Source organism: Candidatus Hydrogenedentota bacterium (assembly GCA_035416745.1).
Taxonomy (GTDB): Bacteria; Hydrogenedentota; Hydrogenedentia; order Hydrogenedentales; family SLHB01; genus UBA2224.
Genome location: DAOLNV010000010.1, coordinates 35,582 through 52,351, shown reverse-complemented (window position 1 = coordinate 52,351; position 16,770 = coordinate 35,582). Strand labels below are relative to the sequence as shown.

Annotated in this window: 13 protein-coding genes; 12 read left to right on the top strand and 1 reads right to left on the bottom strand. The window is 60.7% G+C overall.

All coding sequences use genetic code 11. The features are described 5' to 3' along the window. From PLJ71_05715 to PLJ71_05660, 12 genes are all read left to right on the top strand, one after another. The coding region (locus PLJ71_05715; GenBank protein ID HQM48164.1) for a sialidase family protein at window positions 1-1,124 on the top strand (1,124 nt) is incomplete at its 5' end. 272 nt (window positions 1,125-1,396) lie between these two features. Then, a complete protein-coding gene (locus tag PLJ71_05710; GenBank protein ID HQM48163.1) occupies window positions 1,397-1,708 on the top strand; it encodes a hypothetical protein in 312 nt (103 codons plus the stop codon). Window positions 1,709-1,710: 2 nt separating this feature from the next. Then, on the top strand, window positions 1,711-3,759 hold the full coding sequence (locus PLJ71_05705; GenBank protein ID HQM48162.1) for a V-type ATPase 116kDa subunit family protein: 2,049 nt from the start codon (window positions 1,711-1,713) through the stop codon (window positions 3,757-3,759). A 111-nt stretch (window positions 3,760-3,870) separates the two neighbouring features. Beyond that, window positions 3,871-4,374: a V-type ATP synthase subunit K gene (locus PLJ71_05700; GenBank protein HQM48161.1), complete on the top strand. Its 504-nt coding sequence runs from the start codon at window positions 3,871-3,873 to the stop codon at window positions 4,372-4,374. Between the two features lie 50 nt (window positions 4,375-4,424). Further along, on the top strand, window positions 4,425-5,039 hold the full coding sequence (locus PLJ71_05695) for a V-type ATP synthase subunit E family protein (protein HQM48160.1): 615 nt from the start codon (window positions 4,425-4,427) through the stop codon (window positions 5,037-5,039). Next, entirely contained in the window at window positions 5,036-6,028 is a 993-nt protein-coding gene (locus tag PLJ71_05690; GenBank protein HQM48159.1) for a V-type ATPase subunit, read from the top strand. The genes PLJ71_05695 and PLJ71_05690 overlap by 4 nt, the downstream gene beginning before the upstream one ends. Beyond that, window positions 6,021-6,341: a V-type ATP synthase subunit F gene (locus PLJ71_05685; protein HQM48158.1), complete on the top strand. Its 321-nt coding sequence runs from the start codon at window positions 6,021-6,023 to the stop codon at window positions 6,339-6,341. The genes PLJ71_05690 and PLJ71_05685 overlap by 8 nt, the downstream gene beginning before the upstream one ends. A gap of 50 nt (window positions 6,342-6,391) precedes the next feature. Next, a complete protein-coding gene (locus PLJ71_05680; protein ID HQM48157.1) occupies window positions 6,392-8,149 on the top strand; it encodes a V-type ATP synthase subunit A in 1,758 nt (585 codons plus the stop codon). 48 nt (window positions 8,150-8,197) lie between these two features. Then, window positions 8,198-9,574, top strand: coding sequence for a V-type ATP synthase subunit B (locus PLJ71_05675; protein ID HQM48156.1), 1,377 nt, complete (start codon window positions 8,198-8,200; stop codon window positions 9,572-9,574). A gap of 43 nt (window positions 9,575-9,617) precedes the next feature. Beyond that, window positions 9,618-10,247 (top strand): V-type ATP synthase subunit D, encoded by a 630-nt coding sequence (locus tag PLJ71_05670; protein HQM48155.1) that lies wholly within the window; start codon window positions 9,618-9,620, stop codon window positions 10,245-10,247. Between the two features lie 167 nt (window positions 10,248-10,414). Beyond that, window positions 10,415-11,863, top strand: coding sequence for a hypothetical protein (locus tag PLJ71_05665; protein ID HQM48154.1), 1,449 nt, complete (start codon window positions 10,415-10,417; stop codon window positions 11,861-11,863). Window positions 11,864-11,897: 34 nt separating this feature from the next. Beyond that, window positions 11,898-13,049 carry a metallophosphoesterase gene (locus tag PLJ71_05660; protein ID HQM48153.1) on the top strand — a complete coding sequence of 384 codons (1,152 nt, stop codon included), beginning with the start codon at window positions 11,898-11,900 and terminating at the stop codon, window positions 13,047-13,049. Here PLJ71_05660 and PLJ71_05655 read toward each other — a convergent pair. Next, window positions 13,046-16,546 carry a hypothetical protein gene (locus PLJ71_05655; GenBank protein HQM48152.1) on the bottom strand — a complete coding sequence of 1,167 codons (3,501 nt, stop codon included), beginning with the start codon at window positions 16,544-16,546 and terminating at the stop codon, window positions 13,046-13,048. The two genes, PLJ71_05660 and PLJ71_05655, sit on opposite strands and share 4 nt — an antisense overlap. Window positions 16,547-16,770: the final 224 nt, after the last annotated feature.

The following is a 16,770-nucleotide window of genomic DNA, read 5'->3' as shown; positions in this document are numbered from 1 at the left end:
AGAGGATACACGGCATGGAAATCCTGAAGACTGGCCTGATCTTCCGAAATCCAATCCCGCACGTGCACAGTGTCCACGCTTATTTCCCTTCGGTGGTCAGCATGGACAACGGCGAGATGCTGGCAACGGCTGTGTTGGGAGAAGCGTTTGAATCGCCGAATATGTGCACCCATGTGTTCCGCTCCACCGACGGCGGGGCGGCCTGGAAGCATGAGGGCCCCCTTTATCCGGGAGTTCAAGGCCGTCTCGTGTCCGATGCTTCGCGCGTAACGGCGCTTGGCGGCGGAAACCTGGTTACGTTCACCGTTCGGCATGACCGGACCCAGCATCCCGACGAGGGACTTACCAATCCCGAGACCCTCGGTTTTGTCCCGACAGAACTGTGTTTGTTCCGTTCCGCGGACTATGGCCGCTCCTGGAGGGGACCGGACGTGTTCAAGCCGCCTCTGGAAGGGCCGTCGTTCGAGTTGTGCTGCCCGATTACCGTGCTGGGCGATGGACGCTGGATATTGCCCACTTCCACCTGGCAGGCATGGGACGGCTACTGTCCCAACGGGATTCGCACTATCGCGCTGGTTTCGGAAGACGCAGGCAAGACCTGGCCCGGCTACTGGAATGTAATGGTTGATCCAAACGGCGCGACTTACTTCTGGGAGTCGAAGATTGTTGAGTTGCCTGACGGCACGCTGCTCGCCATGGCGTGGGCTTACGATGCCGCGGCAAAAGAAGATCGGCCAAACCAGTATGCCTTAAGCTGCGACGGGGGCAAGACTTGGACCCCGCCGGCATCCACCGGGCTCGAAGGACAGACACTCACGCCCATGGCGCTCGGCGGCGGGCGTATACTCTGCGTCTACCGGCGCATTGACATGCCGGGGCTGTGGGCATGTCTCGCGCACCTGCAAGATGGCGCGTGGGTGACGCAGGAGCAGGTTCCGCTGTGGGGCGCCGGGGCCTGTGGCTTGACAGGAACATCGGCCAATATGTCGCAGAACTTCAATGTGTTGCGATTCGGCGCGCCTTGCCTGACGCGAACCCCCCAGGGAGAAATCTTCGTGGCATTCTGGTGCTACGAAGACTGCGTGAGTGTAATCCGCTGGTTCACGCTCGCCGTGGCGAACTGAGGCGCGAGGCCGAGAACAAGAATATGCTGCGCGGCCCATTTCTTGCACACGCGCTCAAGAGATTCGGTTGTCTCCGCCAAGGACAAAGCGGGCAACCTTTGCACGAGTGTGCGAAGGTCTGTAAGAAGGTGAAAACCCCGGAACAAATGTGCTAAGCTCAGTTTGAGAAGTTGCTGCTATGTTTGGATCCTCTGCCGCGGGTATGTATCATCCCCCACGGGGTAAGTGCCAAAGCCGAAGACGTGGAGCACTGTGTTGGCTGAAAGGCTGATATGAAAACGCTTATTGACAAAGTCCTTTCCCTCGAAAGCGAAGCAGAACGTATCCTCGAGGACGCTCGCAAGGAAGCGAAGAAGGCCGACCAAGAGGCGCATGCCCGGATCGCGCGCCTCCAGGCGGAAGCCGCTGCCGCGCTCGAGCAGCGCATAAGCGAATACCGCAGCACTGCTGAAAAGAAACATCGGGAGGAAGTGGCCGCCGCGCAGGTCTCGATTGCGCAGGAGATTGACAAGGTGAAGAAAGTCCCGGACAGCGCTCTCGCTGGGCAGGCCGCGAGAATAGTCGACCGGTTTCGCGAGTTGTAGCCATGGCTATCGATCCCATGATGAAGTTGGCGATTCTCTGCCCGATAAGCGATGGGCAGAGACTTCTTCGTACGCTTTACGGCCTGGGCACTGTCGAAGTGACCGATGTCAAAGAACACGAAGAAGCTGCGGGAGACCACTTGGAGCGTCCCCAGGTATCGACTGAGGAGATAGACCAGGTTCTCCAGAAGATCCATCTTTTGCTCGGGCTGATCGACACGCTGGCCCCGGAGAAGAAGGGATTCGTGGCTGGCCTTGCCCCGGTGCCCCTCGTGATAGAGCCTGGGGAATTGGACGAGGTCCGCAAGAACTTCGACTTGGAAGGGTACTACGTCCGCGCCCATGATCTTGATGCGGCGTACCGGCATGCTGAACGGCGCATCGGCGAAATCCAGAACTTGCTCAAGGAATTGCTCCCCTACGAGTCCTCGCCGCTGCATGTGGGGGACCTCGCAAAAACGCGTTACACGCGAGTTCTCTTCGGAGAAATGCCCCTTGCCAATCTTGCGGCCGTCTGCGCGGATGACAGGGCCCCTGAAACCCTCGTTGTCGAGCGCCTGTATGAAGGCCGCTACTATCGTGAAGGCGCCCCGCCGCCGGCCGATTCAGGAAATCCCAAAGAACCGGTTCCCGTTCTCGCCGCGTTCCCCGTGAAAGACCAGGACGCTGCCCGGGGTGCTCTCTCGCGGCATGGCTTTACTGAGGTTGCCCTGCCGACGGTACCGGGAACCGTGCGCGACCGGATTCGTGAGTTGAGGCTGGACCGAACGTCCCTTGAGGAGGAGATTGCTGATATCCGGGCCGGCGCTCAGGAATTGGCGCAGCACCGCAGGCAAATCCTCATTCTCAAGGCATTCTGGGATAGCCGCAAGAACCTCGCGACAGCCCGCCTCAAGAGTGCCCATGGCCGCTGGGTTCAGGTTGTGACCGGCTACGTCCGCGAAAAAGACGTCGAGCAATTGAAGGAGGCGCTCAAGGAACACGAAAGGGCGGAACTGGTCTTGACGAAGCCTTCCCCCGATGAGGTGGTGCCGATAAGCATTTCGCTGCCGAAAAGCGTGCGTCCCGTCCGCATGCTCGTGGACCTTTTCGGGCTTCCGGCGTATACGGCCTTCGATCCCTCGCCCTTCATCATATTTGGGTTCTTTCTCTTCTTCGGGATGTGTTTTGGCGACGTGGGATACGGCCTGATGCTCCTCGTAATCAGCGGATACATCATGTTGCGAACCAAAGCTTACGAGGGCCTGTACAACTTTGGAAAGCTGCTCTTCATGGCCAGTATTCCCACCATTATCTTCGGATTCATCTTTGGTTCCTGTTTCGGGGACCTGTACAAGGCAGCGTACCTTGGCGAGGGCAACCTTCTTGAGAAGGTGTTCCGTATGACCACCCTGGTGGACCCCGTCGAGAACCCCGTGGTGGTCCTCGTAATGGCACTCGTGATTGGCGTATGCAATCAGTTTTACGCCATCGGGCTGAAGGTTTATGGCCATGTGAAACAGGGTGACAAAGCGACCGCCGTATACGACGGGGTCCTCTGGCTGATTGCTCTCCCTGGATTCATTCTGCTGGTATGCAGGATGTTCGCGACATTGCCCTCATGGGTCAATACTCTCGGGCTCGTACTTTTTGGCGTGGGCGCGCTCGGCCTCATCCTTACCCAGGGCCGCGACGTGCGCAACCCTGTGGGCCGTTTCTTGACCGGCGTCTTGAGCCTGTACGGCATCGTGGGAAGCTACGGCATCACCGCGTTCATCGGCGACACGATGTCCTACTGCCGTCTTCTGGCTCTTGGGCTTACGACGTCCATCGTGGCCATGTCGTTCAACATGATTGCCGGCATGGTTCGCGAGTCGTTGGGCGTTGTGCCGTTCATTTTAGTGTTGATTCTCGTGCATATGTTCAATTTCCTCATTAGCGTAATGGGCGCGTTCGTGCATTCGATGCGTCTGATTCTGGTTGAGTTCTTTGGACGGTTCTACGAAGGCGGCGCGAAGCCGTTTGCCCCGCTGGGTTTTGACTCGGATGCCGCTATCCTTCGGAGGGAATAGGGCCTGGGAAAGAACCGTCACAGTATAGGTTGGCACTAAGGAAACGACCGATGATGCCGGCACCCGAGACAGGGTGGCGGGGAAAACCAAGATCGATAATGGAGAACGAGTATGGACATCGTGCTGGCAAATCAGATTGGCTGTGGATTGGCGATTGCGGGCGCGGGGCTTGCCGTAGGGTTGGGTTGCGCCGGGTCTGGACGGGGCATAGGCATTGCCTCTCATGCGATGGCCGGCGTCTTGAGCGAGAAGCCGGATTTGTTCGGCCGTCTTCTCGTGCTGCTGGCGCTGCCGGGGACCCAGGGTTTTTACGGGTTTATCACTGCGCTGATGGTATTCATGCGCTTCAAGCTGACGGGCGGCACGCCTCAGGTTTCGATTGCTGCCGGCCTGGCCATGCTTGTCGTGGGTTTCGGGGTGGGATTTGCCCTGATGGTTTCCGCGGTCTGGCAGGGAGAGGCGTCCGCGGCAAGTATCGCCCTCGTAGCGCGCCGGCCCGAGCAGTACGGCCGTTCGATCATTCTGCCTGCCATGGTGGAGACGTACGCGGTTGTTTCCTTGCTGGTCGGCATTCTCACTATCAACTGGCTCACGAGCATGACGTTCGGCTCGTAACCACTCGCAGCCGGCTGTTCTTCACATGAACAGGATGAGGGTTCTCGACTATGGCGTTTACGCAGATTACACAAGCCGTTCTTGAAACGGCGCGCGTTGAGGCCGAGCGCGTCCGGAAAGCCGCGGAGAAAGCGGTGGGCGAAAAAGTGCGCGCCGCACGCCAGGCCTCCGAAACGGAGTGCGAGAGGCGTTACCAGGCGGCCGTCCGCAGCATCGACGAGCAGCACCATCGGGAACTTATGCAGGTAATCGGCGCGGGGAGGAAAGAACTCCTTGCGCAGAAGGGCCTATGCATAAAGCGCGTGTTCGACATGGCGCGGAAACAGATCCTCGACCTCCCGGAGGACGTGCACATGGGAGTCATGCGGCGGCTCCTGGAGCGGGCCTGTGAAGCTTCCAGCGGGCGGGTGCGGGTTCATCCCGGCGAAGCCGCCTCGTTCAAGACGCTTCTGGATGCGGTGAACGCGGCGCACGGCGGAAAGGACTGGGTATCGCTTGACGAAACGGCGCCGCTTCCGGAGCGGGGCGGGTTCATCTTTGTCAGTGACGCGTATGAGGTAGATCAAAGATTGAGCACGCTGCTGCAGGACCTCGAGCACGAGCTGGCGCCGCATCTGGCTGCCCAAATACTCGAACAATCAGAGTGGAGCGGAGTGGGTTCGTGATTGCGCTCACAAAAGGCCAGAGCAGGTGGGGATTCGCATGCGGCCGCATCAGCGTGCTGACCGGCCAACTGATGCCTTACGATTACTACCTTTCCCTTGCCGGATTGGAACGGGTCGAGGAACTGTTTCACCGCTTGCAGGATACCTCGCTGCGCGAACACATGTTCCCCGGGGCGATCACCTGGGAGGATTGGAGCACCATCATCGACGTGTACGTCGATGAGCTGATAGCCTCTCTGCGCCGGGACTGCCCGGCTCCTGTTCTTGCCGACATGTTCGCGCTGTCCGAGGACTACCTCAATCTGAAACGGGCCGTTCTGCGCATGTCGTCGTTCCCGTTTACGCCCCGGGTGTTTTCGGAGGCCCGTTTGCTCGAGGTGGCATCGGGGGCTGCGAATCTGTTACCGGACGTTATCCGTCCCGCGATTGCGCAACTCACCGCGTTGGGCGCGGACACCCAGGACCCGGCGGTGGTGGACCTCGTGCTGGACGCGGCATACCTGCGTCACTATCTGGCGCTTGCTCGCGGGGTCGATGCCCCCATGGTCCTGTCATGGGCGACGGAACGCGTGCTCAACAAGGCGATTTCCGCCCTGTGGCGCGCCTTCCGTGCGAGAATCAACCGTAAGGATTTGCAGCAGTATTTTCTGCCCATTGACGGCATCACCGGCATCCTTGCCGATATGATCGAGGCCGGCGAGCCCCACGCGTGGGGAAGCATTATTCCCGGGCGCATCGGCGACGTGTATCGGGAAGCGTCTGAGAGCCCGGAGGAAGAGCGGATCTGCCGTTTCGAGCATCTTGCTTCGAACTATCTGACCCAGATGGCACGCCTTACGAAACTGCAGACGGCTGGTCCGGAGCGAGTGGCGGGTTTTCTCTGGGGCGTGTGGGTTGAAGCGTTCAACATGAAACTGGTGATCAGCGGCAAGCTCAACCATATTGATCCGGATGTGCTCAAGGGCCGTGTGAGGGAGACCTATGTCTAGAGCGGTTGTAGTTGGAGAAGAATCTCTCGTGCTTGGCTTCAAGAGCGCAGGATTCGAGATCGTTGACGTGCCCGACGGCGAAAAGCTGGCCGCCGAGCTGAACCGGCTCGCGCGGGACCCCGGCGTCGCGCTCGTCCTGGTCACTGAGTCTGCTGCCGCGCAGGCGCCGGACGCATTGCGGCAGTTTCGTAGAATGAGCCGGGCAATCTTGACCACCATCCCGACTCATGAAGGGAGTGAGCATCTGGGCTTCAAGAACATGCGCGCCGTAGTCGAGCGCTCCATCGGCGTGGACATGTTGGGCAAAGAGTAACGTATTCGTGCGCTGCGTGCGGCGAGTTTGGTATCACGAGGAATGACATCATGAACAACAACCAGGGTGAAGTGGTCAAAGTATCCGGGCCTCTCGTTGTGGCCCGCGGACTGGCTGGCGCCCGAATGTACGAAATGGTCCGGGTAGGCGAAAGGCGCCTTTTTGGCGAAATCATTGAGATTCGCGGCGGCGATTGCTCTATCCAAGTCTACGAGGAAACCGAAGGCATCGGCCCCGGACAGCCCGTTTTCCGAACGGGAGAGGCTCTCAGCGTCGAACTCGGGCCTGGGTTGATCCGCTCGATCTACGACGGTGTCCAGCGGCCGCTCGACACGCTCAACGCCAAGTTCGGCGACTTCATCGTTCGCGGCGCGGAAAGCCCTGCGTTGAGCCGGGAAACCCAATGGACCTTCCAGCCGGTTGCCAAGGCGGGGGATAGCGTTGTCTCCGGCGACGTCCTTGGGACGGTGCAGGAAAGCAAACTCGTCGTTCACAAGATCATGGTTCCTCCCGGTGTAGAGGGCAAAGTGACCCGCATCGGACCCATAGCCGGCAATGTGGACACACGGGTGGCCGTTGTCCAGACAGCGAACGGTCCGGTTGACGTCACCATGGTGCAGCGCTGGCCCGTTCGCCAGGGACGGCCCGTCAAACGGAAGCTCCCGCCGACCGTGCCCATGATCACCGGCCAGCGGGTCATCGACATGTTCTTTCCGATCACTCAGGGTGGTACCGCGTGTGTGCCTGGCCCGTTTGGCAGCGGCAAAACCGTGGTCCAGCATCAGCTTGCCAAGTGGGCTAACGCCCAGGTGATCGTTTACGTGGGATGCGGCGAGCGCGGCAACGAGATGACCGACGTGCTCATGGAATTCCCCGAACTCAAGGACCCCGAGTCCGGCGAACCCTTGATGGAGCGCACGGTGCTCATCGCAAACACCTCGAACATGCCGGTAGCCGCGCGTGAAGCCAGCGTGTTCACCGGGATTACCATCGCCGAGTATTTCCGTGACATGGGTTACTCCGTGGCCCTCATGGCTGACTCGACCAGCCGCTGGGCTGAAGCCATGCGCGAAATGTCCGGCCGTCTGGAAGAAATGCCCGGCGAAGAAGGTTATCCCGCGTATCTTGCATCCCGCATTGCCAGTTTTTACGAGCGGTCCGGCAACATTATCTGTCTCGGTTCCGATGGCAGAGCCGGCTCTCTATCGCTTATTGGCGCGGTTTCGCCCCCCGGAGGCGACTTCTCGGAACCGGTGGTGCAGGCCACGCTCCGGGTGGTCAAGGTGTTCTGGGGGCTGGATGACAAGCTTGCCTTTGCACGTCATTTCCCTGCCATCAACTGGCTGACCTCCTATTCGCTCTATCAGGAAGCCGTGGACCAGTATGCCAACGAGCACCTCGATTCCGGATGGCAGGAAACGCGCCGCCGCGCCATGGGCATTCTCCAGCGCGAAGCCGAGCTGGAGGAACTCGTGCGGCTCGTCGGAATGGACGCGCTCCCAGTAGACGACCGGCTGCTGATGCAGGCGGCCAAGATGATTCGCGAGGATTTCCTGCATCAGAATGCCTTTGACGAGCGGGATACCTATACCTCCCTCCCGAAACAGTTCCGCCTGCTGAACCTGATCATTCACTACTACGACGAGACGCGCCCCGCGCTTGCTCAAGGCGTACCTCTCAATGCCCTATTGGGACTGGGCGTCCTCGAAGACGTCGCCAGGGCAAAGCTGATTGCTGAGGATAAGTTACAGGAGTTTGACCGCCTGAAAGAGAAGATCACAGAGGCCGTGGCGGCGTTGCCGCGCTAAGCCCGGCGCGGACGGCGCGAGCCCGAAAGAAAGGCACACGTTACGACTATGGTCACGCGCGAGTATCGAACAGCGAAAGATATTATTGGACCGCTCATCCTGGTGGAGGGAGTAGAAGGCGTGTCCTATGGTGAACTGACCGACATCAAGACCGCCGGACAGGAAACTCTCCGCCGCGGAAAAGTCCTCGAGGTCAACGGCGACAAAGCCGTGGTGCAGGTGTTCGAGGGCACCAGCGGTTTATCTCCACAGGATATCTCCGTCAAGTTCCTGGCCAAGAGTCAGGAAATCGGGGTCTCCGCGGACATGCTTGGACGCGTCTTCGACGGCGCCGGACGGCCCATTGACGGTGGTCCGCCGATCATCCCCGAGAAGTGGCTCAACGTCAACGGCAGCCCGATGAATCCATATGCCCGCGACTATCCCAACGAGTTCATTCAAACCGGGATCTCGACCATTGACCTTCTGAATACCCTGGTGCGCGGCCAGAAGCTTCCCATTTTCTCAGCATCGGGGTTGCCCCATTCCCGCATGGCCGCGCAGATTGCCCGCCAGGCCAAGGTGCGGAAGACCGGCGAACGGTTTGCCGTGATCTTTGCCGCCATGGGCATCACGTTCGAAGAGGCCGAGTTCTTCATCGCCGACTTCCGGCGTACCGGGGCCATCGAGCGCGCGGTGCTGTTCATGAACCTGGCGGACGACCCCACCATCGAGCGCATCTCCGTTCCGCGCATGGCTCTTACCACCGCCGAGTACCTCGCGTACGACAAGGGCATGCATGTGCTCGTGATTCTGACTGACCTGACGAATTACTGTGAGGCCCTGCGCGAGATTTCCGCCGCGCGAAAGGAAGTCCCGGGGCGCCGCGGCTACCCGGGCTACCTCTACACCGACCTGTCATCCATTTATGAGCGGGCAGGGCGCATCAAAGGCAAGCCCGGCTCGATCACCCAGTTCCCGGTGTTGACCATGCCGGAAGACGACAAGACCCACCCGATACCGGACCTGACGGGCTATATTACCGAAGGCCAGATTATCCTGAGCAGGCCGATTCACGCGCAGGGCATCTATCCGCCCGTCGACGTGCTGCCGTCGCTGTCCCGCCTCAAAGACAAAGGCATCGGGAAAGAAAAGACCCGCGAAGATCATGCGGACGTCATGAATCAGCTGTACTCGGCGTACGCCCGCGGCAAGAATGCCAAGGAACTTGCGATCGTGCTCGGCGAATCCGCCCTCAGCGAAGAGGACCTTCTCTTTGTAAAGTTCGCGGATGCCTTTGAAGACCAGTTCATCCGCCAGGGAGAAGATGAAGATCGCCCGATCGAGGAAAGCCTCACCTTGGGATGGCGTCTGCTGGGTATGCTGCCGCGCGAGTCGTTGAAGCGCGTTCGCGACGCGTTCATCGAGAAGTATTACCCGAAATGAGCTTTGGACCGGCGCGGCTCGAAGAAGGAGGTTTCGCAAAGCCATGCGTCTTAACGTGAACCCAACGCGCATGGAAATGCTGCGTTTGCGCAGGCGGCTCGCAGTCGCGAGGCGCGGACATAAGCTGCTCAAAGATAAGCTTGACGGCCTTATGAAAGACTTCGGCGAAATTGCGAAGTCTTACAAAGAGTGCCGGCTCGCCGTCGACGAACAGCTTCCGCGCGTGTTGAAGCATTTTGTGCTGGCCGAAGCGACGTCCTCCCGCGCTTTCATCGAAGATGCCCTGGACTTGACCCGCCAGGACCTGATCATCGAGGAACAGGTTCGCCGCGTGATGGGCGTGGCAATACCTCATATCGAAGCTACATTCGGCGAAACCCTTGGCGGGTATTCGCTGATTCATACTTCGCCCGAACTCGACAGCGCCATCGACAGTCTCAAGAAGTTCATACCCGAGTTGTTGCGCATGAGCGAGCTCGAGCAAACCGTTCGCCTGTTAAGCGAGGAGATCGAAAAAACCCGCCGCCGTGTGAACGCCCTCGAGCATACCCTTATCCCTAACATGGCTGAGAGCATCAAGTACATCAAGAGCAAGCTCGATGAAATAGAGCGTTCCACCACCAGCCGGCTCATGAAAATCAAGGCCGACCGCATGGTAGGGGACGCCATCTAGAGACTGCGGCGATTATGCGTTGTCCGCTCCATGAGGCCCGTCGCTGTCCTTCGTACTGCTTCTCCCTGCGCTGGGTTTTCGACGATCTGAATGCTGATTGCGGGGACATGCGGCGATCGTATAGCGTATGGGAGTACAGGCGGCGCGGAACAGATGGAGATACCAGCATGAGAAACCACAGCATGTTGACCAAGTGCTCGGCTTTGGGATTGTCGGCCTTATTCGCGGCGGTTCCGGCGCTGGCAGCTACCCTGCACGTGGGGGCGGCGGCCGTCAGCATAACCCCCGACAAACCGGTAGCGTTGTGCGGGCAGATGTCTACGCGCATTGCGCGCGAGGTCCAAAGCGAATTGCAGGCCAACGCGTTGGCCATGGAATCGCGCGAAGAGGAGAAGGCTCTGGACCAAGCCATCTTCGTCGCCTGTGACGTGGCCTACATACCGGAACCCGTGCGCGCGCGCGCCATCGAACTCCTTGGCCCGCGTATCCCGGATTTCGATGTCACCAAGCTGGTCATCAGCGCCACCCATACCCACACGGCGCCGGTGCTTATGGAGGGTGTCTATATCATTCCGGACGCGGACGTAATGCGGCCCGCCGAGTTCCTCGAGTTCTTCGCTGTTCGCATAGCCGATGCCGCTGAGGCCGCATGGAAGGCGCGCAAGCCCTCCAAGGCCGGATGGGGCATGGGCGATGCCGTAATCGGCTACAACCGCCGCTCCTTTTTCGCGGATGGCCACGGGCAGATGTACGGCAACATCACCGTCAACGAGTTCCGCGGCATTGAAGGTCCTGAAGACCACGCGGTCGAAGTGCTCTTTTTCTGGGGCGAAGACGACAGCCTGCTCGCGACGGCTGTAAACCTCGCTTGCACCGCCCAGGAGGTGGAGGGCCTCAGTGTCGTCAACGCCGACTTCTGGCATCCCGTCCGCCAAGGCCTCAAAGCGAAGTATGGCGACGGCTTGGTCGTTCTCGGATGGATCGGCGCGGCGGGAGACCAGTCGCCCCATATCCGCTACCGGCAGGCCGCCGAGGACCGCATGCGCGAACTGCGCGGTCTAAGCCGGCTCGACGAAATTGCCCGGCGCATCATTCGCGCGTGGGAGGAGGCTTACGAGGGCGCGCAAAAGGAGAAGTTCGCCGAGCTGCCGCTGGTTCACGTCGTGAAATCTATCGAACTGCCACGGCGTCTGGTTACCGAAGAGGAATTCAAGAGCATTCAAGCGGAGATTGCGGCGTGTTCCACCGACCCCAAGGACTTCAGACGTATCGCCTGGCACCAGGAAGCGGTGAAGCGCTACGAACGCCAGCAAGCGGGCCCCGTTCCGCCCTATATCATGGATCTTCATCTTCTTCGCCTGGGCGATGTGGCGATTGCCACCAATGATTTCGAACTTTACACCCAGTATGGCATCCAGATGAAAGCGAAGAGCAAGGCATTGCACACCTTCGTTATCGAGCTTGCCGGGCCGGGCACGTATGTGCCCACGCCGTTCGCCGCGGCGGGCGGCGGCTACAGCGCGATCGTGCAGAGCAACGAGGTGGGGCCCGAAGGCGGCCAAGTGCTGGTTGATGAGACCGTGGCTGCCGTGAACGCTCTGTGGCCTGATAAGTAGTGTTTGAGAAGAGAGCCCGGGAATGGAGATTGAGATGCATACCATCGCGCGGCGGACCTTTCTCTTGGCGGGAGCGTGCGCCTTGGCCGGTCTATCCCCCTGGCATGCTCGCGCCGAGACCTCGGGCAGGCGTTTCCGCTTCATGGTGTGGAACGATGTTCATGTGCGCGACCCGCTCGTGTCGGGCCGCCCGCCCGGCTACCCGCGCGCCAATGACAAGGCGGCATGGCTGGTATCCTGCGCTCAGGGTTCCGGGAAAATGGAGGCGCCGGACTTCGTGCTGTCGGCAGGGGACATAGTTGATGGCGAGATTTCCGACATGAGCCGGGATTTCCAGTGGCTCAGGGAGAACGTGCTGGCGTGTTTGAGCGTTCCCTTTCTCCCCTGTGTGGGCAACCACGAGAACGGGCAAGGCGAGGGTCAGTCCGAGACTTACCAGGCGTATGACCTGTGCTTCGGGAACGGTTGGCGCAATTACGTCTTTACGGTTGGCGGCATAGGGTTCATAGTGGTCGACACCAGTGGCGGGCACCGTTCACCCGACAGCGTAACCGCGGCGCGAAACGCCTTCGTTGAGCGTGCGTTCGAACGGCTGGGCGGCATGCCCGCCGTCCTCGTGAGCCACGTGCCGTTGATCGCAATGCGCGAGGAAGAAGTCTTGAAGAAGAGCTTCATGTGGCCAAGCTGGCACGTGGTAGACCCCCGAATGGCCGAGATCGTCGAATCACACCGTGACACCGTAGCCGCGGTGTTGACAGGCCACTTGCATCTTTCTGCCGCCAAGGAGGTAAATGGGATTCTTCACGTGACCTCGACGGGGACCGCCAGCTATCCGGCGGCCTTCATGACAGTGGACGGTTACGGCAACCGGCTCGAGATCCAGATGCATCAGGCGCCCGATGACTTGCAGGACCGCGGCGCCGACATTCACGGCAAACCCCTGCACGACGTTGACTACGTTGATGCCGAACATCCCGCCCATGAGGCCTACGTGGGGGGCAATGCAGCGGAGCGTGCCGTCACAGTGCGCCTGGAAGGCGCCAAGCGTCCTGCAGACGCTGCGCCTGATGACCTGCGCGTATACCATGAGGCGGGTCCGGGCAAATGGCAATCCGTCGCGTACCCGGCCGCTGCGGCTGAGATTCGAGTCTCCGGGCGCGACGCCGCCAATCGCTCGTGGGTTTAGATGTTCCGCTCCAGCACCATGCCGATTGTCACGACGCCGCGAGCGGGCACGTCCACTACAAGCGTATCGCCCTGGACGGCTATCGGAGCAACGCGCGTCTCAGTAGGCGTGGCGGTATAGGCTTCCTGCAACCGGAGTCCCCGGGGCACATCAAATCGGAGCCTGCGCGCTCCGGCGCGGCCCTCTAACTCGAGTAACCTCACGATCACGTCATCGCTGGATTCAGCCCTTTTCATGCACGTCACGGCCACCGGTTCACCTTCGGTCTGCGCAATGAATTGACCGGTCATCGGGGGCATCACTGCCTCAGCCCCGGCGGGTCTCAAAGGCAGGAGCGGACTGAAGGCCCGCTGCGACCGGGCGAAGGCGTCCGTGGCACGAATGGTTGTTGGAAGGACCTGGACACGGTAACGGAAGGGGATTTCACCGTCTTGGCCGGCGCGGAAATTGGTGGTCCAGCAGTTGTTCATGACGAGCGAGTAAACGTGTCCGCGGTCGAAGGTCAGCTTGTCCGCCCACCGGTACATGTTCAGGTCACTGAAAGACACGAGCGGCGCGTCGATGGGCGACCAGAGTATTGACACCTCATTGTCTCCTATAACCGCCCAATGCTGGATGGAGTAGAAGTCGTAGCAGGAATAGGGCAATTGCTCGACGCTGGGTTGCATGACCGCATCGGCCACCTCAACATGAATCGCGGGGCTTGAGATCGCGAAGGGGAAGGCAAGCGAGATGGCTTCCGGCTCGATGACCTCCTCTTTCTGGAAGATGTTCTCGATGTCCAGAACCTCGCCGCACAGGCGATAGGTCTGGCGGATGCGTGGGCACCCCGGCAGTGCGGTCTCGAACGTGAGACTGTCGTACACGGGCCCGGACTGGCGGCCCACCAAACGGCACGGTCCCGCGGGCGTGCGCTCGAAGTCCACGGGCTGCTTCCTATCGATGGCTTCGCGGCCGCCGTCCGGGATTTCCCGGATGGGCTGGTTCCCGCGCCATGCGCTTGTGGCATCGAGCAATTCGCGCCCTGTCCGCTTGTCTTGAAAGGAAACCCAGGCGCCGGTTTCCGGCGAGAAGGCCAAGCGATAGGATTCGTTTTCGAGAACATGATCGTCCGCAACGTCCTTCCTCTGCGGCGCGGAACCGGCTTCGAGCCGGTACACGGAGAATCCGTACGCCGGCACGTTCGACGCCGCGAAGAAGAGCGTCTCGGTTTCCGGTTCCCACTGTGCCGGGGACGCCCCGCCAGTCTCGGCCGAGACAATCCGTGTCGTTTCGGCTGAGACAGGGAATCCGTCGGCGCGCTTCAGTGCGACAAGGCCATTCCCGGGCGCGCTTGTGGCGTTCCAGACAGCGGCAAGATCCTCCGAGGATGCCGGGATGCGCGCCGCCAGCAGGCCAAGAACCTCCTTCTCGAGTTCTTCGGTCAATGCCGCGGCCTGGTACGCCTGGCTTGCTTTCCATTGCCACTGGACACGCGTTGCCTCGCCGTGCGGGTCGCTTATACTGCCGCTGGCGCCCCACGTGTGCTCGTCGAAATGAAGCATGTAGTCATAGGCCTGCCGAATGCGGCCGCGTGGATACGCCGTGTCGGGCGCCCACAGTGTGGCGAGCGTCCACAGCGCTTCGACGGCCAAGAGACGGTCGTGAGCAAGACGGGTCATGCCCGTTTCGGCGGCGGTGCTGGCGGGACCTTCGGCCCACCAGCTGGGGATGTCTCCCCGAACGACGGGCGCCTGAGCCCCATACTTCGCTTCGAGGACCTCGAGGAATTCGCGGTTGGTGGCGACCGTCACGCGGGGCCAGAGATACTTGTCGTTCCACGCCCGTGCATTCGCGCTCGCATCAAGGTCGGGAGTGAGATTGTCGCCGCCCATCCGAAGCTGGATGTCGGTCACAGATGTGCCCGTGGCTTCGTTCTGGCGAATGATGCCGAGGAAGAGGTCCTCGTACAGGCCGGGCTCGCGGAAAAAGTTCCCTTCGCGATAGCTGTCTGTGTACCACGTGAAAAGACGTTTCCCTGCCGGGCCTTCCCAATAGAATGGCCGCGGTACAGCCCCTTCCCGGTACCATAGAAACTGCCCGCGAATCGAATTGGCCCGGAAGGCGGCGCGCGGCATTCCCGCGTCCACAAGCAGGTCAGCGAGGGCCCAGGTATACCCCGGCACGTCGTCGATCATCACCGTGTCGATCCGCACGCCGTAGCGTTCGCGCAGCTCCTGAGCGTAGTAGAGGCAGCGGATGGTCTCCTCGTGACCCGTGAGCTCCGTGGGCATGTTGAGATAAAAGCCGCAAATCTCGATCCGGCCCTCGTGTACAAGCTTCATAAGGCGGTCGACTTGTTGCGGGTATTGTTTGATGAAGTGGTCCGCGAGGCTGGTCACCTCCACGGTCCACCGGTACCGGCTTTCGGCCGGCCAATCCCCCGTATCCTCGCAGAACTGTATGGCGTCGTTGGTTTCGCGCGCAAGCCGCTCGATGACCTCAGGCTGCGGCTCGGTATAGCCGATATCGTAGTGGGTGTGCGGGGTCATGTAGAACGTCCAGTGTTTTGCGGGTTCGAGCTGGCATTCAGCTTCAAGACGTTTGCCGGGTTCTGTGTCAAATCCGACGCGCAGCAGCACCGGCGCGGCCGGCTCCGCGACGCGCAGGGGCCATCTGTCATCCGCGTAATCGCTGGTCTTTACGGCATATTCCCGGGGGGCGCCTTCGTAATCAACATGGACCATCCCGTTGACCGGCGTGACGTTGCCGTCAAGCATGGTGCGCAGGAGAACCAGGCGCGTTTGATCGTCACGAAATACCAATGGTGTGGGTTCGATTTCCAGCGTGAGGCCCTCAGACATGTGGGCAAGAAACGCCGTCCGTTCTGCCTCGAGGTGTTGCCGAAGCTCATCGACACCCTCGCCCCAATCCACGCGCACGGAGCAGAAGTCCGCATGCGTGCCGTCGTGGGCGGCCAAGGCGACAAGGCCGGGCTCGGTGTCTGGGTACTGCGCCCGGACCTGCCAATCCGGCTCCACGCCGCCCGCGGGCCAACACTTCGCCAGGACCAGGTCATCTACCGCAGCTGCCTTGAAGCGGTACCATGCGCCCGGCTGAATGCCAAGACCGCCGTTACCGCTTTCAATGCGGACGGGCGCATCTTTCTCGTAAAAGATGATCTGGAGTGCGTCGTCGCGGTCGTAGTACCGGATCACGACGCGGGTGTGGTCGGCTTTCACGCGAAGCGCTAGCCCGAAATTGCGTCGCGGCGATTCCCCGCAGCGGGCATCAACCTCCATGACCACATCGCTTAAAGGCGGGATGTCCGCGGCGCGGCCCGCATATTCCTCCCCGCCGCGTGTGGCCAGTATGCCGCCGCTGCACGACCAGTCCCCCTCGGTGAAATGGGGTTTCCACCGGCTCAGGCCATCCTGGAAGTCGTCTTCGAATCGTGTTTCAGCACCGGAAAACGGGGTCACCAGCGCAAGAAGGAGCGAGAGAAGCTGGAATTGCATGGGATTCACCTGTTCAAGTGGAGCCGCATTTCACAACCCGGAGAAGCCTCGAACGAACAAGGCACGGTAGCAGTTTGGGCAATCGAAGGCAAAATGCGCGCCGCATCAAACAGCCATTCGTAGAATTCGGAGCGAACGCTGTGGCAGTTTCCAGACCGAGGAACCCGCGGCCGAGGGGTCGTCGCCGGCGAGGTACGTCGCCGCAGTCCGTATTTCCACCGGTG

What these genes read in the sequence shown, in the direction of transcription:
- PLJ71_05685 (HQM48158.1), top strand. Translation starts at nt 6,021, where the DNA reads ATGTCTAGAGCGGTTGTAGTTGGAGAAGAATCTCTCGTGCTTGGCTTC.
- PLJ71_05665 (HQM48154.1), top strand. Translation starts at nt 10,415, where the DNA reads ATGAGAAACCACAGCATGTTGACCAAGTGCTCGGCTTTGGGATTGTCG.
- PLJ71_05655 (HQM48152.1), bottom strand. Translation starts at nt 16,546, where the DNA reads ATGCAATTCCAGCTTCTCTCGCTCCTTCTTGCGCTGGTGACCCCGTTT.
- PLJ71_05705 (HQM48162.1), top strand. Translation starts at nt 1,711, where the DNA reads ATGGCTATCGATCCCATGATGAAGTTGGCGATTCTCTGCCCGATAAGC.
- PLJ71_05675 (HQM48156.1), top strand. Translation starts at nt 8,198, where the DNA reads ATGGTCACGCGCGAGTATCGAACAGCGAAAGATATTATTGGACCGCTC.
- PLJ71_05680 (HQM48157.1), top strand. Translation starts at nt 6,392, where the DNA reads ATGAACAACAACCAGGGTGAAGTGGTCAAAGTATCCGGGCCTCTCGTT.
- PLJ71_05695 (HQM48160.1), top strand. Translation starts at nt 4,425, where the DNA reads ATGGCGTTTACGCAGATTACACAAGCCGTTCTTGAAACGGCGCGCGTT.
- PLJ71_05710 (HQM48163.1), top strand. Translation starts at nt 1,397, where the DNA reads ATGAAAACGCTTATTGACAAAGTCCTTTCCCTCGAAAGCGAAGCAGAA.
- PLJ71_05700 (HQM48161.1), top strand. Translation starts at nt 3,871, where the DNA reads ATGGACATCGTGCTGGCAAATCAGATTGGCTGTGGATTGGCGATTGCG.
- PLJ71_05670 (HQM48155.1), top strand. Translation starts at nt 9,618, where the DNA reads ATGCGTCTTAACGTGAACCCAACGCGCATGGAAATGCTGCGTTTGCGC.
- PLJ71_05660 (HQM48153.1), top strand. Translation starts at nt 11,898, where the DNA reads ATGCATACCATCGCGCGGCGGACCTTTCTCTTGGCGGGAGCGTGCGCC.